Source organism: Ruegeria sp. E1 (genome assembly GCF_056534225.1).
In genome coordinates, this window is sequence record NZ_JBQFPE010000012.1 from 96,057 (window position 1) to 117,667 (window position 21,611).

Here is a 21,611-nt window from a genome sequence, read left to right on the forward strand (position 1 = left end):
GTGCCCCGCCCGCGAACGAACGGGGCAGGGGGGTCAGCGTGGCCAGGGCAGCGAATAGGTTTTGACGTTTGTGAAGAATTTCATCGCTTCGATGACCCCTTCCTTGACGCCGTTGCCGCTGTCTTTGATGCCGCCAAAGGGGGACATCTCGATCCGATAACCGGGTTGTTCCCAGATGTTGCAGGTGCCCACGTTCAGACCGTTGATATAGGCAATCGCCCGGTTCAGGTCGTTGGTGCACACGCCTGATGACAGGCCGAACTCGGTCGAGTTCGAGATCGCCATCACTTCTTCATCATTATCCGGCACGCGGACGATCGGAACGATGGGGCCGAAGGTTTCTTCCATCACCAATTCGCTGTCATGGGGCACCTTGTCGACCACGATGGGCGGCAGTAGCGCGCCCTGACGACCGGGGTGATAGAGGATTTCCGCCCCTTCTTTCTCGGCCTGATAGACGCGGTTCTCGAACACTTCCGCCGCCTTGTCGTGGATCACGCAGCCAAGTTCGGTTTCAGGATCTTGCGGGTCGCCGAACTTGATCTTCTTTGCCTTTTCCAGCACCAGCGGCACGAATTTATCCGCCACGCTCTCTTGAACCAGAATGCGCTTGATCGCTGTGCAGCGCTGGCCCGAGTTGCCGGTGGCCCCGGCCACGGCAATGGTGGCCGCCTTGTCCAGATCGGCATCGGAAAGGTCGTTCAGAACGATCAGCGGGTCATTACCCCCCAACTCCAGCGCCTGACGTTTATAGACCGCCTTGGCCGCAATCATCTTACCAACCGGCACGCCGCCGGTGAAGGTGATGATATCGATATTGTCATTGACGATCATCTCTTCGCCAATGTCCTGCGGCCAGCCTGTGACCACCTGGAACATCTCGGGCGGCAGACCGGCTTCGTACAGGATATCCGCCAGCGTCAGCGCCGTCAGCGGCGTCAGCTCGGTCGGCTTGCAGACCATGCAATTGTTCGACGCAATCGACGGCGCGATCTTGTGGCTGACCATGTTCAGCGGGTGGTTGAAAGGCGTGATCGCGCTGATCGCACCTACCGGTTCGCGGGTGGTAAAGATCTTACGGTCTTTGCCATTGTGGGTCAGATCGCAGGAAAAGATCTCGCCGTCATCTTTCAGCGCCTCGGCGGCGGCGAACTGATAGACATCCTGCGCGCGCTTGGTCTCGTAGATCGCGTGCTGGTGGCAGATGCCCAGCTCCAGCACCAGCCATTTGGCCAGGTATTCGCGGCGCTCACCGATCAGCTCTCCGGCGCGTTGCAGGATCTGGCTGCGTTCGTACCGGGTCAGCTTGGGCTTGTAGGCCGCTGCGATTTCGAAAGCCTTGCGGGCGTGCTCGGCCTTGCCCGCGGGGACATGGCCAATCACTTCGTTGGTGTAGGGGTAGAGAACCGGCACCGTCTCGTCGGTAAAGACGATCTCGCCGCCAATGCGCATCCCTTCGTTTCTGATCTCAGACACGGTCTGGTCCTTCATGGTTTACTGTGCCGCCGCTGTTGTGGCGTAGAAAAACGCATCAAAGTTGCGCAGATCGGGCGCGTTGCCCAGATCGATCACTCGGTTGACGATGAAGGGCACTTCCTGCTCGGTCAAGCCGCCATGGCTGCGCAGCGGCTCACCCAAAGCAGCCAGATCATGACGATCCTCAGAGGTGCCGATGGTCATCTCGCCGGTGCAGACCATGGTCAGGTCCCCGATGCGGTCGGCGGGCAGTTCGTATTTAGCAACCGCTTCTTCCTTGGTCAGCACTTCCAGCATCTCGGGCAGGGCTGCAACCTTGGCCTTGACCTCACCACGGTCCGCGCCTTCGGGCAGGTAGACAGTGGCAAACGAGCCAAGCGCGCCGTGGTGGACCACATACGGGTCGGTAATCGGCAGGATCACGCGGGCCTTGCCCTCGCCCAGCCACTCGTCGAACACGTCCTGCATGTAGATGACCGACGGCTCCTTCGAGGTCGGCTCGTGCTTGGCTTTCATGCCGTGGTCGGCAGTGACGACAATAGCTGCACCCATTTCATCCAGCTGCGCCAGGTATTTGTCGAACATGGCGTAGAAATCCAGCGCGCCTTGTTCTTCGGGGGCGAACTTGTGCTGCACATAGTCGGTGGTCGACAGGTACATCACGTCCGGGCGCATCTCTTTCAGCAGTTTCACACCGGCGGCAAAGACAAATTCCGACAGCTCGGCGGAATACACTTCCGGAACCGGCATCCCGAGCCAAGCGCTGGCATTGTCGATGCCGTGCTCGGCCTTGGTGGTCTCGCCCGAACGTTCAGCCGAGAAGGCAACAGCGCGGTCGTCGTCGAACTTCAGGCCTGCGCCCAGCAATGCCCGCAGCTTGTCCTTGGCGGTGACCATGGCGACGCGATAGCCCGCCTCGTAGAATTGCGAGAAGATGGTCGGCGCGCGCAGGAAGCGCACATCGTTCATCATCACCTCTTCACCGGTTTCCGGGTCATAGAGGAAGTTGCCGCAAATGCCGTGCACGATCGGCGGGCGACCGGTGGCAATCGACAGGTTGTTGGGGTTGGTGAAGCTGGGGATCACCGAATGCGCTAGACGGTCGGTACCGGTCTCGCGGATGCGCTTGAGCGTCGGCATCAGGCCTTTGGCGATGGCGACCTCAAGGTATTCCGGCTCGCAACCGTCCAGGCAGATGGCAATGGCGGGCACTTTGGGGGCCGGGTAGACGCGCTCATTCGCGGTCACGGGAGTGTGGATGGTCATATTTGATTCCTTTGTTCTCTTAGGCGGCCAGTTTGGCGCGTTCTTCCAATGCCCGAAGGGGGGGTGCTGCGGTGGCGACGCCCATCTCCTCCAGTGATTCTTTTGCTGCGGTTACAACCTTGCGCATGACGTGTTCGTCCATTTGGCCGATACATCCCACGCGGAAACTGTCAACAACCGTCAGTTTGCCCGGATAGATGATAAATCCTTTTTCTTTCATCAGGTTATAGAATTGATCAAAGACAAAGTTCTCGTCCGCGGGGCAGAAAAAGGTGACGATGATCGGGCTGAGCCAGCGATTGTCCAGCAATGTCTCAAAGCCAAGCTCGCGCATTCCGGCGACCATGACATCGCGGTTGCGAGTATAGCGCCCGCCGCGCCCGGCAACACCGCCTTCGACAGCGTGCGCCCTGAGCGCTTCGATAAACGCCGCGACCACATGGGTCGGGGGGGTAAACCGCCATTGGCCGGTCTTGTTCATATGTGCCCACTGCGCATGGACATCCAGCGACAGCGAATGGCTGTTGCCCTCGGCCGCCTCAAGCTCGGATTTGCGGGCAATGATAAAGCCGAATCCGGGCACGCCTTCGATGCATTTGTTGGCCGAGGACACCATCGCCTCGTACCGGATCTCGGACGGTTTCAGTTCGACCGCTCCGAACGCCGACATTGAGTCGACCAGAAGCTTGCGGCCAGCGGCATAGGTGGCTTCAGAAATCTCTTCGACCGGGTTCAGGATGCCCGAGCTTGTTTCGCAGTGGATAGCGACCACATGGGTGATGGCCGGGTCGTCGGCCAGAATGCGGGCAACCTCGTCACCCCGGGGCGGCAGATAGTCGCCCTTGTCCAGAACGATATGCTCGCGGCCCAGGTATTCCAGAGTTTTCGCTGACCGCTGCCCATAGGCCCCGTTGGCCAGAACCAGCGCCTTGCCATCACGTGGAATGAATGACGCAAGCATCGCTTCGACCGAAAACGATCCGCTGCCCTGCATCGGCACGCAGTCAAAATCATCGGCCCCATCGCCCAGCAGCGCCAGCAGGCCGGTCCGCAACTCGCGCGTCATTGCGCGGAAATCGTCATCCCAGCTGCCCCAATCCCTTAGCATGGCCTCTTTCACTGCATAGGATGTCGTCAGGGGGCCGGGTGTCAGAAGATAGGGTTCACCCAGGCGAGGCTGTTCAATACTTAAGTTGGAAGACGTCATGTCCGGGCTCCTGAAAAGCGATTTCAACAACACATTTGCAGGAACGGTTGCTATATGTGAAATTGCAATTATCAATCCAATTATAAGCTCAGCCTATGTGATGTGAATCGGGGATAAGCGATGCGACACAGCCAGCTCAAAGCCTTTCATTTTGTTGCAAAACATGGCGGTTTTTCCCGCGCGGCAGAGGCCCTTTTTCTGACTCAGCCTGCGATTTCCGAGCAGGTGCGAAAGCTGGAGCAGGATCACGACCTGCTGCTGTTTCAACGTGAGCGCAAGCGTGTCACCCTGACCCCTGAAGGAGAGCAACTTTATCGCTATACCAAGCAGTATTTTGAGATCGAAGATCAGATCGAGGATTACCTGTCTGAAACCAAAGCCGCGATTGACGGTGAACTGCGCATCATCGCGGATTCCGCGCATCACATGACGACCTTTCTGGGGCCGTTCCAGAAAAAGAATCCAAAAGTCACAATTACCGTCCGTTCGGGCAATACCGAGGAAATTCTCGAGGAACTTAGATCCTATAACGCCGAGATCGGCGTCGTCGGCAGCCTATCTCCGGGTAAGGACATGGATGTTCTCAGCCTTGGCTCGACCGAGATCGTGGCCTTTGCGGCCCAGGGTGTTCTGTTGGCGTCCAAGCCAACGCTATCCCTGAAAGAACTTTCGAACCTGCCGCTTATTTTCCGCGAAAGTGGATCAAAGACGCGCCAAAAGCTGGAAGACGAAGCCAAAAAGCACGGGATAACTCTGAAACCCGCAATTGTGGCCGAAGGGCGCGAGGCGATACGCGAGCTGGTGGCATCTGGCGCGGGTATCGGGTTTGTGTCGCAGGCGGAATATGGGCATGATGACCGTCTGCGTCAGATCAAGCTCAAGGGTATCAACCTGCAGATGGGTGAAAGCATCATTGCGCTGTCGCAACGGCGCGAGGTCAAGATCATCCGCGCCTTTATGGACTTTGCGCAGCGTCAGCTAAAAGAAAACCCCGCCAATACATGATTGGCGGGGCAGGGCGCTTACGAGTAGTGGCTGTCAGCGGCTGCGCCAGGCTTGCGTTCGGCTTAGGATGCCCTTTGACGCGATCAGGTGAATGATCCGCGCCCCGGCATTGGTGTAAAAGATCATCATCCCCATCGCCGCCGCCGGTGCAATATCCCCCGCATCATCCATGTTCAGCACCGCAATCGAAGCCAGCGTGGTCTTGGGTGAATACAGGAACACCACCGCCGACACCGTCGTCATCGCGTTGACGAACAGGTAGATCGAGATATCCAGCACTGCAGGCAAGCAAACCGGCACCGTCACTCGGGCGAACAGCCTCATGGTGGGCTGTTTTAGCGAAGACGAGACGGATTCGAACTCGCGATCCATCTGCTTGAGTGCCGTTACGGCGGTCAGGTGCGACACGGTATAGAAGTGTGTCACCGAGCAAATCACCAGAATGGCCATCGTACCGTAGATCGCATTCAGCGGGTTTGCAGGATTGTTGAAGAAAAAGATATAGGCCAGACCCAGCACCATTCCGGGTATTGCCATGGGCAACATGGCAAACATCTGGAACAAAGCGCGCCCGGTCTTAAACCCGTTTGACTTTTCAACAAGATAGGCGCCGAAGAACACGACCGAGGTGCCGATCACTGCAGTCAGCAGCGCCATTCTGATCGAGTTAAAGTATGACGCCCAACCGCCGCCATCCATGCGGTTGAAGTCATAGTTGCGCAGGCTCAGGCTCAGATCGTAAGGCCAGAACTTGATCAGTGCTGCGAACTGACAGACCGCGAGAATACCGACAATGAACAGGGCCACCAGGCTGCAATAGATCAACATGATGCGGTCGGTTTTTGGGTTCGGGTTCGGCTGATAGGGCACGGAACGCGCCGACAGCAGCGCCACCTGTTTTGATTGTACCAGCCGGTCTATGGCAAAGGCTAGGATCGCCGGCACCACCAGAACCACGGACACAACAGCGCCCATTTCAAAGTTTTGCTGGCCGATCACTTGTTTGAAGATGTCCACCGCCAGAACATTGAACTGTCCACCAATGACTTTGGGAAGACCAAAATCCGTGATCACAAGGTTGAACACCACGAACGCTGCCGAGATCAGACCATAGCGCACACCGGGTATGGTCACGGTCCAAAAGGTCCGCCACGGGGTCGAACGCAGACTGGCCGCCGCCTCGTAAAGACGGGCATCAGAAATGGCCAGCGCGGTTGAGATGATGATGAACGCATGTGGAAAGGTGAAGAAGACCGAACCTATGATGATACCAATGGGTCCGTAAATACTGGCACCGAACAGCAGTTCCTTGATCATACCCTGGTTGCCGAAGAGATACACCAAGGCGATCCCCGGCAATAGTGACGGCACAAGAATCGGTGCCATTGCAACCAGACGGAACACTCCCTTGAAGCGCATGCAGCTGCGATTCAGCGCATAGGCAAACCAAAAGGCCAGCGTCACCGTAATGATTGTAACAACGACCGAAATCCACAGTGAATTCTTGATCGATTTGAACAGCGCCGGGGTCGAGAAATATCTGACAAAGTTATCCACCCCAGTTGCTTCCACCGGCCTGAGCTGCACCCTGCGGAAGGTGTTGGAATCCAGCTCGATCCAATCCGTGCCCGTTTGCAGATTGGACCCGATCAGGAACCGGCCATCAGGTACGGTATTCCGGATCTGATACATAACCGGGCTGCGGAAACTAAAATCCGGGAAGAATGGCGTGACAGATAGCCGCCCATCGGCCCCGGTTGAAAGATCTTCCTCGGGATAGGCTCCGGTCTCGGCGTTCAGTTGGGCACCGTTCAGGATTGTGCCATCAAAAACACCATTGTCGTCGCTGACCTGAAATTCGTATTGCGACAGCTCCATCTGGTAGGTCGAAAACGACTTGGACAGCATCGCCCACAGCGGGAAGGCAAGTGTCACAACCAGATACAAGGCGATGACCATCATGCCACCACGCATTATGATGTCGTCGCGGCTCAGCTTGCCCTTGATCGTCGGGCCAGCGGGCAGAGAGGTGGTATCCGTCATTAGCCCTCCTCCGCCGGGGTGAAGGCCATTAGGCGGTTGCGGGGCAGTTCGATCATCATCTGTCCGCCATCTTCAAGGCCCAGACGACGCACCGCGTTGATCGAGAAATCGGCGATCAGTTCTTCATCCCCGAAAATCTGGTGCGCCAGCCGGCAGCGCCAGAACGAACCGAGGAATTCCATTTCGGTGATCGACACCTCGAACGCGTTTTCCTGCGTTGTGATGATGTCCGGCGCACCGGGCGAGCGCGCGCCTTCGCCATGCGGAATGATATCCTCGGGGCGGACGGCGGCCACGATGCGGGTGCCTTTCTGATGGTCGTGTGGTTCACATTTCAGAACCGAACCACCCAGTTCCAGCGCCTCGGCATTGCCTGCGATGGCAGGCAACTGGTTCATTTCACCAATAAAGTCGGCCACAAAGAGGTTGGCCGGGTGGCGATAGATTTCGGTCGGAGTTCCGACCTGTTCGATCACGCCGTGGTTCATGACCACGATCCGATCAGCCATGGCCAGAGCTTCTTCCTGATCGTGCGTCACCATCACGGTGGTCACGCCAAGCTTGCGCTGCAACTCCTTGATTTCGTGCCGCAAATGAACACGCACCTTGGCATCCAACGCCGATAGCGGTTCATCCAGCAGCAACAGGCCGGGGTTGGTGGCGATGGCACGCGCCAGCGCGATCCGCTGTTGCTGACCGCCCGACAATTGGGCGGGGTATTTCTTACCTTGATCCGGCAGACCGACCAGCTTCAGCAGCTCTGCCACGCGGACGGCAATCTCGGACTTGCTGCGACCGGTGTTTTCCAGACCAAAGGCGATGTTCTTTTCAATCGTCAGGTTCGGAAACAGTGCGTAGGATTGGAAGACAATCCCGAAATCCCGCTCGGACGGGGGCAGGTTCGACACATCCTTGCCGTCCTGCATGACCGTTCCCTTGGTCTGAAGATCCAGACCCGCGATTGCGCGCAACAATGTGGTCTTGCCACAGCCCGAAGGGCCCAGAAAGCAGATGAATTCACCTTCGTTGATGTCCAGCGAGATATCCCGGAGGGCCAGAAAATCGCCAAACGCTTTCCAAAGGTCTTGGATACTCAGATAGAGATCACCGGGTGAGGTTTTCTTAAGCACTGGGAGGGATCCTTGAGCTTTGCACAGCGGCCACGTCTTGAGAATGGCCAGAAAGTTGCCGCGTGGTTCTTGTGAGTTGTGGGGGAGAGTTTATCGAAAGGAGGGAGGGGCGTTAAGCCCCCCCCCCGACTAGAGTGGTTTATTCTTTGGGTTCAGATTTACCGTCGTAACGCGACTGCCATTCCTCAAGGATGGCGGCCCGGTTGTTGGCTGCGAATTCGAAATCATTGTCGATCATCGCGTCCAGCAGACCTTCGGGGAAATGCTCAACCGGCTTGGCGATGCCTGGGTAGGCAACAACTGCGTAACCGACATTGTACATCTCGTTGGCCTCGGGCGTGACCGAGAAGTCCACAAGTTTCTGAGCGGCTTCCAGTTTGTCGGTGCCCGCAACAATCGCGGTGGCTTCCATGTCCCAACCTACACCTTCACTCGGCACGATGATCTCAAGCGGCGCACCATCAGCCTTGGACTTGGCACCACGGAAGGCAAACGAGATACCGATGGGAATCTCGCCTGCTGCTGCAAGCTTACAGGGTTTCGAGCCGGAATGGGTATAGCGCGCGATGTTCTCATGCAGCGCGTCCATATACTCCCAGCCGCCGTCTTCGCCAAACATCTGCAGCCAGCTGGACACGTCAAGGAAACCGGTCCCCGACGAGTTCGGGTTCGGCATGATCACGTGGCCCTTGTACTGCGCGTCGGTCAGATCTTTCCAAGAGGTCGGCGGCGTCAGACCCAGCTTCTCGGCCTCAACCGTATTGTAGCAAACCGAAGCAACCCAGGCGTCCATGCCGACCCAGCTTGGCACATCGCCGCTGTCAACAAATTTCGGATCCAGCTTCTCAACACCAGCAGGCGCATAAGGCTCCAGCATGTCTTCGGATTTCAGCAGCAGAAGCGAGGTCGCTGCCAGACCCCAAACCACGTCGGCTTGCGGGTTGTCCCGCTCGGCCAGCAACTTTGCGGTGACGATGCCGGTCGAATCGCGAACCCAGTTGATCTTGATGTCAGGATGAACAGCATTGAACTGTTCAGCATAGCGCGCCAGATCTTCCGCCTCGACGGCGGTATAGACCGTCAACTCGGTTTCTGATGCCGCAACTGTTGCCGTCAGCGCGCCGACGGCCAGCGCCGCAAGAAAAGATGTCGTATGTTTCATTGTTATCCTCTGTTGGTGATATTGGCAGTCGCCATTCTCGCGCGGCGATCTATTACGGTTTTGTATCGACAGTGTGACAGATTAAGGCATCAAGAAAAATCGATTATATCTTCAACATCATAAGCTGAACCTATGTACGTGACTGCCGCTGCCTTTTGAAGGGTCTGATTTGGCATCATCGCGCCATGGCCAGAACCACGATCCCGATGGCCACGATGGTCCCTGCCAATAACCGATTGGACTTTGGCCCTTCACCAAACCACATGACCCCGATAATCGACGCGAAGATAACTGAGCTTTCCCTGAGCGCCGAAACCATGCCCAATGGTGCGATTGTCTTGGCGTAAAGTACTAGGCCATAAGCCAAACCCGAGATCACGCCACCCGCAAGCCCTGCCCATACATAGCGTGTTGGCAGCGCCACCAAGCGTTGCCAACGCGTCGTGAAGATAAAGCCCGCAACAAAGATCTCGGCAGCAAACAAGGCCGCGATATACCCAAGTGTATTCCCTGACAAACGGATGCCGATCCCATCGACAATTGAATAGGACGCAATCATCATGCCGGTACCAAACGCAGCCGCGATGGCAATCCAATTTGTGCTTTTGCCCAACCCGGCAAGGGACAGGCACCCGATTCCGACTGAGATGCAGACAATGCCGATCCAGGCGATAGGGGGCAGAAATTCGCCCGCAAAAACAATTGCCCCAATCGCAACTAGGATAGGAGTCATCCCGCGCGAGATGGGATAGACCACCGATAGATCGCCGTGTTTATAGGCAGTGTTCAGAAACCAGTAGTAGCCCCAGTGGATCAAGGTCGAGCCGACGATGAACGGAAAGGCAGCCCAAACTGGCAAGCCGATGAACGGCAACACAAACAGCGCCGGGATCGCATGACCAAGCGAGACCAGCCCCAAAACAATTGCCTTATCCGGCGCGCCTTTGACTACCGCATTCCACAGCGCGTGCAGAAAGGCTGCAGCCAAAACGATAAGAAGCGCGTCAATTGTCATCGCAATCTGACGACCCGGCGCAAAGGATTTCTGTGCATGAAATTCGAACCTCGGGATACGTTACAGTCTGCCGCGTGTCAGGCAGCCCGGATGAATATCCGTCTGGTATCCAACAAAAGAAAACAGGTCAATTTTTTGAACTATCTCAATACGCCAGACTGTTTGTCGAACTGTTCCAATCTCATATTTTGTCTGGGTAACAGATTAGTGGCATTAATTGAACATAATCATCATTATGTGGTGATTGCGTCTATTCACCGCTCTGCTCGACCGCCTTCAGATGCGGGGAAAGCAGGTCCCGTATATCCTCGGGTGGCCGACGTTTTACGAACGCATCGGCGGTTGTGAACACGCTGACCGTCGCGGCTGAAAAACACAAAACACCATCCTGTTCCCCATCGACGCGAAATGCGATTGACGACTCGCCCAGACGGCTGGGCCAGACATGGCATACCAGCCTGTGACGCGGTGTTACCGGGGACAGGAAATCCATTTCGAGCCGCACAAACGGAGTACCGATATTGCGGTCCAGTTCAAGCTGATACCAGCCCTGCCCCAGATGGTGTTCCCACCATGCATTGATCGCGTCCAGGGCAAACCATGGAAGGCGACCGGTATAGGCGATGCGCGCCGGATCGCAATCCCCCCAAGGTCACGCGGATTTCATGACGATACGCAGATGAGGGCCTGACGGACATCTTAGTAGGTTTCGACGTGATAACGCCCATCGTTGCGCATCCGGTCGCGCAGATCCTGCCAGTTCTGATCTAAAGACGCAGATATCTGGCCAAGCGCGTCGTCAACACCGCCTTCCATCTCGCGCAGGCCGCAGATGTAGATGTGGCAATTTGGGTCCAGAAGCATTTCGCCGACGGCATCCTGTTCCTTCAGCATCCGATGCTGGACATATTCCTTTTGCTGGCCGTCCTGGCGGCTGAACACCAGATGCTGCTTTAGCAGGGTCTCAGGGATTTTCTGCAAGGGGCCGAAATATGGCAGGCTGTCCGGCGTTCTGGCACCAAAGAACATCGTCATGCCACCCTGCACCATTCCGATCTTACGCTGCCTGCGCATGGTGAACGCCCGCATCGGAGCGGATCCGGTGCCCGTACAGATCATCAAAATCCGGGCCTTCGGATCGTCGGGCAACAGGAACGTGGCCCCGAACGGGCCGGTAATGTTGACTGTATCACCGGTTTTCAGATCACACAGATAGTTCGAACAGATCCCGTCGTTTTCACGTTTCACCGTCAGCGAGACATTGTTGTAACCGGGTCGCTCTCCGTCCCGCGGGCTGGACACGGAATAAAGACGCGGCAGGTGCGGGGCGTTCTGGGCATCGGTTCCCGGCGGAATGATCCCGATGGATTGACCTTCGAGAACCGGCATGGGGTGGCCTTGAAAATCCAGAATGATGTGTCTGACATCACTTTCAGACTGTTCCGCCGTCAGCCGGTAATTTCCCTGCACAACGGCCTGAACAGGTTTGCCCGGGCTATACAGGTTTATTGTCGGCTTCGAGGCCGAAGCCGGGGCCCGCGATCTCCCGCCTGCCCCCTTATGCGCCTCTTCCAGCAGGGCCGCTATGGCGTCGTCCAACGCCTCTGGCCCCGAGTTTGCCTCGCCGCCTCCGAGATCTTCCTGATCTGGCAATTCGTCCCAGGAATACTGTTCCTCAAGGCTGTAGGGTTCGGCCACCACGCGCCATTCATCGATCGATCCGGTCGGGCAGACAGGAATGCAATCCATGCAGAAATTGCACAATTCCGCATTTACCACGACGTTGGTGTCGTCATGTTCGATGGCCTGAACCGGGCAGGTCATCTCGCAGGTGTAACAGCGGATGCAGATTTCAGGGTCGATCAGGTGTTGTTTGACGGCGCCGCTCACGTTTTGCTTTTCCATCAGGCCATATGGAGTTTCACATATTCATAATCGCCGGGCTTGTTGTCGATCCCGACCTTGGGTGGCGCAATCCAACCCGCATATTTCCCGGGCTCATAGCATGGGACCATAAGCGACTGGATATAGGCGCCATCCTCTTTAGTTGGCAGCCACTTGTTCTTGTTCGCCTCCCAATCCGTATCAGAGATGATGTCGCCATCCGGATTGGCCTTGATCGTAGCAAATACACCGATCTGACGATGGAACGCCTCATGCGGCAGGGTCAGGGCAAAGTCGATGCCTGCCTTCTGAATGATCTTGTTCCAGCGCCCTACCCCGCCGGCTGCATCGCGCACGTAATCGTCGCGCAGCCGCATGTTGATGGCGGTCAGCGCAGGTACATCCTGACTGATAACCTTGCCGTCCACGATACTTTTGACGGCATAGGTATCGTCGCGAAGTTGATGATCGTCGTCGATGCGGATCTCCATATAACGCCCTTTGATGCCCGCATTGAACGCATTGGCGGCGTTGGTCGAAACCTCTTGCCCGAATAGATCCAGCGACAACGTGTAGTGAAGGTTCAGCTTTTTCTGGATCGTCGGCAGATCAATGACGTCCAGATCGCGCACCTTGCCGACGTCGTAGGGATCGGTCAGGCCCGCTTCGTTCATGGCCTCGCAGGTTCTTTGGACGATGCGGCTGACGCCGGTTTCACCAACAAACATATGATGTGCCTCTTCCGTCAGCATGAAGCGACAGGTCCGGCTGAGCGGATCGAACCCGGATTGTGCAAGGCTTTCGAGCTGCATCTTGCCGTCGCGATCGGTGAAGTATGTAAACATGAAGAAGGACAGCCAATCCGGAGTTTCTTCGTTGAACGCACCCAGCATCCGCGGCGCCTCGTCCGAACCCGAGGATCGGATCAGCAGATCATCCGCCTCTTCCCGGCCGTCCTTGCCAAAGTACTTTTGCAGCAGATACACCATCGCCCACAGGTGGCGGCCTTCCTCGACATTGACCTGAAACAAGTTACGCATGTCATAAAGCGACGGCGCGGTGAGGCCCAGAAACCGCTGCTGTTCAACCGAACCGGGTTCGGTATCGCCCTGAATGACGATCAGGCGTTTCAGCATGTTGCGATATTCGCCAGGCACCTCTTGCCATGCTTTTTCGCCTTTGTGTTCACCCATGGGGATTACCCGGTCTTCGACCTCGGGGGCCAGCAGAATACCCCAGCGGTATTCCGGCATCTTCACATAATCGAACTTTGCCCAGCCTTTTGGATCAACACTGACGGCTGTGCGCAGATAGATCATCGATTCCTGAAATTGCTGAGGGATCAGCTTGTTCCACCAATCGATATATCCCGGATGCCATTTCTCAAGCGCTTTCAGAACCTTGCGGTCCTGACTCAGGCCGACATTGTTGGGGATACGTGTGTCGTAACTTACGTTAATGACGTCAGCCATTTCGCTCTCCTGCTGAGTGGGCGCATCAAACGCGTTCCATATCGTATGCGCCACGCACGCCGGTGCCATAGCGTTGCAATGCACCGTCCGGTCCGACCGCATTGGGGCGGTTGAAGATCCAGTTCTGCCACGCGGTCAGGCGGCCAAAGATGCGGGTTTCCATGGTTTCGGGTCCGGCAAAGCGCAGGTTGGCCTCCATCCCGGTCATCGCATCGGGGCTGAACGAGGCGCGTTCTTCTTCGAAAACCCGGATCTCATCGTCCCAGTCGATGTCGTCCAGGATCATTGTCACCAGCCCAAGCTCTTGCGCTGCATCAGCCTCAAGCGCGGTGTTCTTCTGCGCCTTGGCCCTTGTCGTTGCATCCGGGTCACCCCAAAACCGGGTTTCCAATCGAGTCAGATCATTGCCCATCGGCAAAGGACCGAAATTGGCATCGGTCAGCGTGATGGTTGCGATGTGGCGATTGTCGCCTTCGAACTCGTCCTCCATCATATAGGACCGATCCACCGCCCAAAGTATTTCTGCGAGAATGCCGGTGAAACATGACCCGTGTTCAACCAGCGCAGACATCGAACGCGATGTGATATCGATGCGCTTCAACAGGCGTTTCCAATAATGCAGTACCTCATTGGCAAGCCAGTGGTCGCGATTGGCCAGCAAAACCGCCTCATGTGCCTGAAACAGATGCGGATCGCCTTGCGTGCGGAACACAAGTAATCCCAGCTCCATCTCGTTCAGGCGCAGATGCAGGATCGCATCATCCAGTTCCCGCGCCAGTCGCAGCAAATAGGATTGATCCCCGCGGGCAGAAAAGTCATCCATATCCTCAGGTGCTGGCGCATCGGGTCCATTCAGCGTGATCGTTGCCTTTCGGGTGCGCCGGTCAACTGCAATTTCAACCAATGAATAAGTGACCGAGCCATCATCGCTGATGGTTTTGTCCAATGGCCCCAGTGAGATTCCGTTGATGCCATCTAGCTTCTGAATCTTCGTAGCGAACTCACGCGCGCGTTCTGATACTGTGGCATCGAATTTCGAATTCGGGACAACCTCGTCCACCAGACGCCAGTTCAGCGCGCGTTTGCCCTTGACCCCCTCTTCGGTCGAACAGAAGACATCTGCCAGATCGCGCCGCACCTTGCGTTTGTCCGTCACGCGCGTCAGGCCACCGGTACCGGGTAGAACGGCCAGCAGAGGCACCTCCGGCAAGGCCACAGATGAGGTGCTGTCATCCGTCAGCATGATATGATTGCAGGCCAGCGCCAATTCGTAGCCACCGCCTGCACAGGCCCCTTTGACGGCAGCAATGTATTTCTGGCCGCTATCCTTTTCGGCAGCTTCATAGGTGTTACGGGTCTCGTTCGTGAACTTGCAGAAATTGACCTTGTGACTATGCGCCGCCCCGCCCAGCATCCGGATATTTGCACCAGCGCAGAACACCCTGTCCTTACCGGATTGCATCACGACTACCTTGATCTCGGGGTGTTCAAACCGCATCCGCTGGACGATATCGGCAAGTTCAATATCAACACCCAGATCATATGAGTTCAACTTGAGCTGATACCCCTCGAACAGGCCGGCGTCTTCATCGACATCCATGATCAAATTGGCAATCGCACCATCGTATTCGACACGCCAGTGGCGGTATCTGGATGGATCGGTCTGAAAGTCGATGACCGTGGTCATGTGGTGCTCCTGATAACTGTCATGAAAGTTAGTGCGTAGGGTATGACGAGTAAAGCAATATATGCATAATAATACACTCGATGGATACTGGTTTCGCCTGTTATGCGTCCGCTCCTCATATTTAATGCAATATAATGCTGCTATACGAGCCAATTCCAAACACGTCCTGCCCCGCCCGAACAAGCGCTTCGCCATGCAGCTTGGCCGACAGATCAAGCAGGCGGCGTGCCGCCTTGTTCTTTCCCATCTTCTGCTTCAGCCCGGCATTGGCCCGCTGAATGATCGCCTGCACCATCAGCCGTTCAGGTGAGTTATGAGGGCATGCCATCCAGACGGCCTCGAGCACTTCGTGCGCCTCCCAGAAAAACCCCTCGTGCAGAAACGCCATGCCGGATGCCCAAGCTTGTGTTTCGTGCAGACCGTGGGGCGGGGTTTCGCTCAGGCCGGTCTTGAGGTGGTCGAACAGGCCCTCGGGGTGCCGGGGTGTCAGGCCCGGAACATAGGCATATGGAGGTCGCCAGTCTTTGGTCATGCGACTGTTGGGGCCGAATGCTCTAGCCGCTCCAGCCGCTGCGTGAACTCGGAAATGGCGGCAAGGGTTGCCTCGGGCTGGTCTATATGCGGTGCGTGGCGGCAATGATCGAATATGGCGGTTTCGACCGGCGCATAGCTGCGGGTTTTAATCTCGGAGATCTGGGCCAGCGTGCCGTATTGGTCATCCCGCCCCTGTATCGCAAGGGTTGGAATGCGCAGATAATCGATGACATCCGCAACGTTCCAGTCGTGGAAATCCGGGTGAAGCCATGCGTCGCACCAACCCTGAAACGTCGCCTGGGGATCGAGGTGGTAATTTGCCAAACGGGCAGAGAGGTCGCTGGTACTGAACGCCTCTTGCGTGGCTTTGATCGATTGCAGACCGATCTCTTCGGTAAAGAAATGGGGGGCCATCAGGATCAGTCCGCGCACGCGCGGATCAAAGATGGACCCTGCGTAGATCGCAGCGATGGTTGCGCCGTCTGAATGGCCCAGCAGGACGCACCTTTGGGCTCCGGCCTTGTCCAGCACCTGCGGCAGAACCTGACGCGCCTCAGTTGTCATGTAGTCCAGCGGACGCGGCAGTGCCGCGGGGTCGGATTGCCCGTACCCGGCGCGTGAATAGGCAAAAACACCGAACCCGGTCGCCGCGCTGAGTTGCGCGGGAAAGTCGCGCCACATGGCGACGCAACCCAACCCTTCGTGCAGCATGACAAGTGTCGGGGCGGTTTCTGGCGATGGCCCCCAGATGCGGTATTCCAGCCAGACGCCGTCCACCTCGATCCGGCCAGCGCTGCCATCCTGCCAGATCATGGCTCGTCCCTCAGTTTGAAACGCTGAATCTTGCCGGTTGCGGTCTTCGGCAGATCGTCAACCACCTGCACCCAACGCGGGTATTTCCATTTACCGATCCGGTCTTTGACAAACTCCCGGACATCCTGAACCGCGTCGGCGACGTTGCCATCCTTGAGCACCACAAACGCCTTGGGTTTGAGCAGCCCCTGCTCGTCTGGCTGCGCAACAACGGCGGCTTCTAGTATTGCGGGATGGTCGATCAGGGCCTGTTCAACTTCAAACGGGCTGACCCAGATGCCCGAGACTTTGAACATATCATCGGTCCGCCCGCAGTATATGTAGCGCCCTTCCGGCGTGCGTTCATATTTGTCCCCTGTACGGGTCCAGTGCCCTTCGAAAGTGGCGCGCGATTTTTCGCGACGATTCCAATAGCTTTCGGCGGCAGAGGGTCCGCGAACCAGCAGCTCTCCGATTTCGCCGTCGGCGACCTCGTTATCGTCGTCATCTACCAGACGCACCTCATAACCGGGCACAGCGGTGCCCGAGGTGCCATAGACAATGTCGCCGGGACGATTGGACAGGAAGATGTGCAGCATCTCGGTCGATCCGACCCCATCGACGATTTCCGTCCCCATGCGGTTTTCCCAGACCTCTCCCACTTCACGCGGCAAAGCCTCGCCTGCCGAGGTGCAGAGCCGAAGGTGTGAGCCGGCAGGCCCATCGCGGGTATCCAGCTGTGCGTTCATGGCAGCAAAGAATGTGGGCACGGCGCAGAAGATCGTGGGTTTGTGGGCTTCGATGATATCAAAGGCGGCATCGGGCAACGGGCGACCGTTCAGCAAGATTGTTGTTGCCCCAACTGCCAGCGGAAAGGTCATGCCGTTGCCCAGCCCATAGGCGAAAAACAGTTTGGCGACCGAATACACCACATCGTCTTCCCGCAGGCCCAGCACCTGCGCGCTGAACGTGTCGGCGGTGGCCTTGAGGCTGGAATGCACATGCCGCACGCCCTTGGGCAACCCGGTCGAGCCCGAGGAATAAAGCCAGAATGCAGTCTCATCCTCCAGCGCCTCGACGGGTGCGATGGCCCGGGCCCCCTCCATAAATCTGGCGTAGCTCATCGCGTTGTCGGGCGCATCACTGATCACGATCACGGTGTGCAGGCTTGTGTTGCCTTCAAGCGCCGGGGCGACCGTTTCCCACAAGGCGGCTGATACCAACAGAGTTGTGGCCCGACTGTCGTTCAGGGTGGCGGTATAGACCTGTGTTGACAGCAACGTGTTTATCGGGATCGGAATGACCCCCGCCTTGATCGCGCCCCAGAACGCCACGGGAAATTCGATCTGATCCAGCACGATCATCGCCATGCGTTCTTCGCGGCGCACGCCGCGATTTACCAGCGCACCGGCAAATCTGGCGCTTTGATCGGAAAGCTGCCCGTAGGTCAGGCCGCGGCCCTGCCCGTCCGCCTCTCGATAAGCAACCTTGTCGCCGCGTCCTTCCGCGATATGCCGGTCAACAAACCAGAGGGCTGCGTTCCTGTTTTCTGACACGGCGTCCTCCCGGTGGCTGTGCTATGCGATATACTGCAGGATCACCAAGTTCAGATGCAACAGGTATTTCTACAATGTGCACTTTCATGCATGAAAAGCGTGCTATCCGAACGGAATGAGGAACAGTGTGATCGCGGGAAACAGAACCAGCAGGATAACGCGAACCATGTCTGATCCGACAAAGAACAAAACCGCCTTATAGGTCTCCAGCATCGGAGTGCTTTTGTCCATCGCGTTGATCACAAACAGATTCATGCCAACGGGCGGTGTGATCAAGCCAACCTCGACCACGATCAGAACCAGAATGCCGAACCAGATCGCGGTGCGTTCCAGAGCGATGCGGTCCGCCATGCCTTGCGTGACACGGATACCGATTTCCTTTTGCAGCTCACGGCTGATTTCCGACCCCGAGGCGATCAGGCTTTCGATTTCCGCGCGAATATCGGGCGCTATGTCTGTCGCTCCGGCCAAGGCGGTCCGGGCTGCATCATGTTGCATTGCGATCAGATCCACGAGGCCGAAATCCAACACGGAAATCACCGGGTAAAAGATCGGGATGGTCAGAAGGATCATACTCAGGCTGTCCATCACGCAGCCAAGGATCACGTAAAACACAAGGATCAGCGCAAGGATGGCCCAGGGGCTGAACCCCTGCCCCAGCACGTAGTTCGCAAGCTCTTGCGGGACATTGGTCAGCGCAAGAAATCCGTTATAGAACCCTGCGCCCAGAATGATGAAAAAGATCATCGCCGTCGATTTGGCGGTCGTCGTGAAACTGTCCTTGAGCGTCTTTAGCGTCAAACCGCCATTGGCAAGGGCAATCAACCCGGTTCCGGCAGCCCCGACTGCGGCGCCTTCGGTAGGTGTAAACCACCCAGCGTAGATCCCGCCGACCACGCCGCCGAACACCAGCAAGACGGGCCAGACGCCCAGCAACAAGCGGAACCGTTCACGATAGGGGATCGCCTCTCGGGTGCCTGCGCTATCGGGATAGAGACGGACATATACAGAGACGGCAATAACATAGCCAACGGCGGCCAAGATGCCGGGAATGAAGGCGGCCAGAAACAGTTTGGCAATGTTCTGTTCAGTCAGGATGGCATAGATCACCAGCACAACCGAAGGCGGGATGAGGATACCCAATGTGCCACCTGCCGCCAGCGTTGCAGTGGAAAACCCGCCCGCATAGCCATAGCGGCGCAGTTCAGGTAGGGCCACGCGCCCCATCGTGGCAGCCGTTGCCAGTGACGAGCCGCAGATCGCGCCAAACCCGGCGCAGGCACCAATTGCGGCCATCGCAACGCCGCCCCGACGGTGCCCCAGAAACCCCTCGGCCGCTTTGAACAGGGCTGTCGACATGCCGCCGAGGGTCGCGAAATACCCCATTAGCAGGAACATCGGAACGATAGACAGGGAATAGCTGGAAAAGGTCGTATAGGTTTCGGACTTTAGCCGGCCCAGCGGGATATTCAGGTTGCCCGTCACCATTACGATGCCAACCAGCCCGGTCAGGAACATGGCCAGCCCGATCGGCACACGGACAAAGATCAGAAACAGAAGCGCGGGAAAGGACAGCAATCCAATGGCAAGATCGCTCACGGCAGGATTTCCCTTCCGGTGACACATGCGCGGATGCGCATGACTGCCATGTAAATCCCGACGATTGCCGCGACGGCGGCGGCGCAAAAGCTGGCGGCATATCCCCACCAGACGGGGAATTGCAGGATAAAGGTGTTCTCGCCAAAGCGGAACTTGGCCAACATTCCGCCAAACAGCTGTACTGCGATCAGGACCAGAACGGCGGCAAAGACGATCTCGATCACCATCTGCAGTGCGCGGTTGATCCGGGGCGGCAGTTTCTCGGTAAAGATATCAACAACTGCATGGCTGGACGTCAGTTGGCAGAGCGGCAGGAACGCAAAGATAGCAAAAGCCACGCCTGCCTCGACAATCTCGAAGTCACCATTTATCGGGCCAACGCCTAGTTCCAGCGCCCATTCCGAGAAACCGGGCATCACCTGCCCAAGCCACCCGTGCAACAGCGTGTTCAGCGACCGACCCAGAACAGAGACGCAGATCATCACGATCAGCAAGGTCAGCACTAGCCCGCCGAGCAATGCCATGGCCCGTGCCAGTCTTTCGATAAATCGGTGCATTCCCCCTCCGAGACCGACGCCGCGCGACCGCAATCTGCGCCGCGCGGACCGTTTCGGTCAGGTCTTAACTTCCGTAGTCGGCCATAAGCGCCTTGGCCCGGTCAATCAACGCCTGACCGTCAATTCCCTTTTCGGTCATTTCCGCAAGCCAGGTGTCATAGACAGGCTGCGCGGCCTCGGCCCAGGCGGCAGATTGTTCGGCGTCCAGAGTAACCACGTTGTTGCCGCGATCCAGCGCAATTTCGCGCGCCGGTTCGTCATAGGATTGCTGGACTTCGCCTGCGAACATCGAAAATTCCAGTCCGGAATGCTTATCGATAACAGCCTTCAGATCATCCGGCAGAGCGGCGTACTTGTCTTTGTTCATCGCCAGAACAAAGGTAACGGTGTACATCATCGGGCCGGTAAATTCGGTATGGTTATCAACCAGTTCCGGTACCTTCAGAGCTTTTGTCACTTCCCAGGGGATGGTGGTGCCGTCGATCACGCCCTTGGACAGCGCCTCGGGGACGGCTGGTACCGGCATCCCCACTGGGGTTGCGCCCAGAGTGCTGAGCAACGCGTTTACCTGCCGCGATGCACCGCGAATTTTCATGCCATTGAAATCGGCGGGCGTCAGAACCTCTTTGTTGGCGTGGATCATGCCGGGGCCATGTACCCACCCGCCAAGGACTTTGACGTCGGAAAATTCACGCTCGGCGATGTTTTCTTCCAGCAAGGTCCAGAACGCAGCAGATGCGGGCTTGGCATCGTTTACCAGGAAAGGAAGCTCGAACACTTCGGTCGAGGGGAACCGACCGGGGGTATATCCGATCACGTTCCAGGTGATGTCGATGACCCCGTCGATCACCTGATCCAGCAATTCGGGCGGCTTGCCACCCAACTGCATCGATGGGTAGCGCGTGATCTCGATCCGCCCATCGGAATCCGCTTCGATCTTGTCGGCCCAAACATCGATGATCTGCGCCGGGATAGTTGCTTGTGCCGGCAGAAAGCTTTGAAGATTAAATTCGTACTCTGCCGCTGTGGCAGATGTTCCAAAAACAAGGGCCAAAGCGCCAAAGGCACCCTTCAGCGTTGGTGAAATATTCATCATTTCCTCCTCTGCACAGCATTTTGGATGCGATTTAATGCACGATGTGCATAATATCGCAATTATTTTGTTCGGTTCGCTGTGTTTTGCGCGATCACATCATCTCGATTTTGATGCCGGTTCCGGTTCGTGT

Annotated in this window: 18 protein-coding genes; 1 reads left to right on the forward strand and 17 read right to left on the reverse strand. The window is 57.0% G+C overall.

From position 1 onward, the window contains the following. Positions 1-33: 33 nt before the first annotated feature. From phnY to ACR0FG_RS15730, 3 genes are read right to left on the reverse strand one after another with little or no spacing between them, the layout of a single operon-like run. Positions 34-1,476, reverse strand: a complete 1,443-nt coding sequence (phnY, locus tag ACR0FG_RS15720) for a phosphonoacetaldehyde dehydrogenase (RefSeq protein ID WP_480893971.1) — start codon at positions 1,474-1,476, stop codon at positions 34-36. A gap of 18 nt (positions 1,477-1,494) precedes the next feature. Further along, positions 1,495-2,742: a phosphonoacetate hydrolase gene (gene phnA, locus ACR0FG_RS15725; RefSeq protein ID WP_480893972.1), complete on the reverse strand. Its 1,248-nt coding sequence runs from the start codon at positions 2,740-2,742 to the stop codon at positions 1,495-1,497. Positions 2,743-2,761: 19 nt separating this feature from the next. Continuing rightward, positions 2,762-3,949 (reverse strand): 2-aminoethylphosphonate--pyruvate transaminase, encoded by a 1,188-nt coding sequence (locus ACR0FG_RS15730; protein WP_480893973.1) that lies wholly within the window; start codon positions 3,947-3,949, stop codon positions 2,762-2,764. A gap of 120 nt (positions 3,950-4,069) precedes the next feature. Here ACR0FG_RS15730 and ACR0FG_RS15735 point away from each other — a divergent pair, with 120 nt between their 5' ends. Beyond that, complete coding sequence (locus tag ACR0FG_RS15735) at positions 4,070-4,954, forward strand: LysR substrate-binding domain-containing protein (RefSeq protein ID WP_480893974.1); 885 nt, start codon at positions 4,070-4,072, stop codon at positions 4,952-4,954. 33 nt (positions 4,955-4,987) lie between these two features. Here ACR0FG_RS15735 and ACR0FG_RS15740 read toward each other — a convergent pair whose 3' ends face one another. From ACR0FG_RS15740 to ACR0FG_RS15805, 14 genes are all read right to left on the reverse strand, one after another. Then, the gene (locus ACR0FG_RS15740; RefSeq protein WP_480893975.1) at positions 4,988-6,997 is read right to left on the reverse strand and encodes a putative 2-aminoethylphosphonate ABC transporter permease subunit; all 2,010 of its coding nucleotides are present in this window, start codon (positions 6,995-6,997) and stop codon (positions 4,988-4,990) included. Beyond that, positions 6,997-8,127: a putative 2-aminoethylphosphonate ABC transporter ATP-binding protein gene (locus ACR0FG_RS15745; protein WP_480893976.1), complete on the reverse strand. Its 1,131-nt coding sequence runs from the start codon at positions 8,125-8,127 to the stop codon at positions 6,997-6,999. Before ACR0FG_RS15745 ends, ACR0FG_RS15740 begins: the two co-directional genes overlap by 1 nt. Positions 8,128-8,266: 139 nt before the next feature. Next, the gene (locus tag ACR0FG_RS15750) at positions 8,267-9,289 is read right to left on the reverse strand and encodes a putative 2-aminoethylphosphonate ABC transporter substrate-binding protein (RefSeq protein WP_480893977.1); all 1,023 of its coding nucleotides are present in this window, start codon (positions 9,287-9,289) and stop codon (positions 8,267-8,269) included. A 175-nt stretch (positions 9,290-9,464) separates the two neighbouring features. Next, positions 9,465-10,304 (reverse strand): EamA family transporter, encoded by an 840-nt coding sequence (locus ACR0FG_RS15755; RefSeq protein WP_480893978.1) that lies wholly within the window; start codon positions 10,302-10,304, stop codon positions 9,465-9,467. Positions 10,305-10,554: 250 nt separating this feature from the next. After that, positions 10,555-10,929: an acyl-CoA thioesterase gene (locus ACR0FG_RS15760; protein WP_480894024.1), complete on the reverse strand. Its 375-nt coding sequence runs from the start codon at positions 10,927-10,929 to the stop codon at positions 10,555-10,557. Between the two features lie 74 nt (positions 10,930-11,003). Next, a complete protein-coding gene (boxA, locus tag ACR0FG_RS15765) occupies positions 11,004-12,194 on the reverse strand; it encodes a benzoyl-CoA 2,3-epoxidase subunit BoxA (protein ID WP_480893979.1) in 1,191 nt (396 codons plus the stop codon). A 14-nt stretch (positions 12,195-12,208) separates the two neighbouring features. Further along, entirely contained in the window at positions 12,209-13,660 is a 1,452-nt protein-coding gene (gene boxB, locus ACR0FG_RS15770) for a benzoyl-CoA 2,3-epoxidase subunit BoxB (protein ID WP_480893980.1), read from the reverse strand. Positions 13,661-13,685: 25 nt separating this feature from the next. Further along, positions 13,686-15,347 carry a 2,3-epoxybenzoyl-CoA dihydrolase gene (gene boxC, locus ACR0FG_RS15775; protein ID WP_480893981.1) on the reverse strand — a complete coding sequence of 554 codons (1,662 nt, stop codon included), beginning with the start codon at positions 15,345-15,347 and terminating at the stop codon, positions 13,686-13,688. Positions 15,348-15,468: 121 nt separating this feature from the next. Beyond that, a complete protein-coding gene (locus tag ACR0FG_RS15780) occupies positions 15,469-15,879 on the reverse strand; it encodes a DUF309 domain-containing protein (protein ID WP_480893982.1) in 411 nt (136 codons plus the stop codon). Beyond that, on the reverse strand, positions 15,876-16,694 hold the full coding sequence (locus tag ACR0FG_RS15785) for an alpha/beta fold hydrolase (protein ID WP_480893983.1): 819 nt from the start codon (positions 16,692-16,694) through the stop codon (positions 15,876-15,878). Before ACR0FG_RS15785 ends, ACR0FG_RS15780 begins: the two co-directional genes overlap by 4 nt. Further along, the gene (locus ACR0FG_RS15790) at positions 16,691-18,229 is read right to left on the reverse strand and encodes a benzoate-CoA ligase family protein (RefSeq protein ID WP_480893984.1); all 1,539 of its coding nucleotides are present in this window, start codon (positions 18,227-18,229) and stop codon (positions 16,691-16,693) included. The genes ACR0FG_RS15785 and ACR0FG_RS15790 overlap by 4 nt, the downstream gene beginning before the upstream one ends. A 102-nt stretch (positions 18,230-18,331) precedes the next feature. Then, on the reverse strand, positions 18,332-19,828 hold the full coding sequence (locus ACR0FG_RS15795) for a TRAP transporter large permease (protein ID WP_480893985.1): 1,497 nt from the start codon (positions 19,826-19,828) through the stop codon (positions 18,332-18,334). Continuing rightward, complete coding sequence (locus ACR0FG_RS15800) at positions 19,825-20,385, reverse strand: TRAP transporter small permease (RefSeq protein WP_480893986.1); 561 nt, start codon at positions 20,383-20,385, stop codon at positions 19,825-19,827. The genes ACR0FG_RS15795 and ACR0FG_RS15800 overlap by 4 nt, the downstream gene beginning before the upstream one ends. Before the next feature lie 64 nt (positions 20,386-20,449). Then, complete coding sequence (locus tag ACR0FG_RS15805; RefSeq protein WP_480893987.1) at positions 20,450-21,478, reverse strand: TRAP transporter substrate-binding protein; 1,029 nt, start codon at positions 21,476-21,478, stop codon at positions 20,450-20,452. Positions 21,479-21,611: the final 133 nt, after the last annotated feature.

Coding starts and splice junctions, on each gene's coding strand:
- boxB (WP_480893980.1), bottom strand. CDS start 13,660: ATGGCTGACGTCATTAACGTAAGTTACGACACACGTATCCCCAACAAT.
- ACR0FG_RS15735 (WP_480893974.1), top strand. CDS start 4,070: ATGCGACACAGCCAGCTCAAAGCCTTTCATTTTGTTGCAAAACATGGC.
- ACR0FG_RS15730 (WP_480893973.1), bottom strand. CDS start 3,949: ATGACGTCTTCCAACTTAAGTATTGAACAGCCTCGCCTGGGTGAACCC.
- ACR0FG_RS15750 (WP_480893977.1), bottom strand. CDS start 9,289: ATGAAACATACGACATCTTTTCTTGCGGCGCTGGCCGTCGGCGCGCTG.
- boxC (WP_480893981.1), bottom strand. CDS start 15,347: ATGACCACGGTCATCGACTTTCAGACCGATCCATCCAGATACCGCCAC.
- ACR0FG_RS15780 (WP_480893982.1), bottom strand. CDS start 15,879: ATGACCAAAGACTGGCGACCTCCATATGCCTATGTTCCGGGCCTGACA.
- ACR0FG_RS15805 (WP_480893987.1), bottom strand. CDS start 21,478: ATGAATATTTCACCAACGCTGAAGGGTGCCTTTGGCGCTTTGGCCCTT.
- ACR0FG_RS15785 (WP_480893983.1), bottom strand. CDS start 16,694: ATGATCTGGCAGGATGGCAGCGCTGGCCGGATCGAGGTGGACGGCGTC.
- ACR0FG_RS15740 (WP_480893975.1), bottom strand. CDS start 6,997: ATGACGGATACCACCTCTCTGCCCGCTGGCCCGACGATCAAGGGCAAG.
- phnA (WP_480893972.1), bottom strand. CDS start 2,742: ATGACCATCCACACTCCCGTGACCGCGAATGAGCGCGTCTACCCGGCC.
- ACR0FG_RS15755 (WP_480893978.1), bottom strand. CDS start 10,304: ATGACAATTGACGCGCTTCTTATCGTTTTGGCTGCAGCCTTTCTGCAC.
- ACR0FG_RS15800 (WP_480893986.1), bottom strand. CDS start 20,385: ATGCACCGATTTATCGAAAGACTGGCACGGGCCATGGCATTGCTCGGC.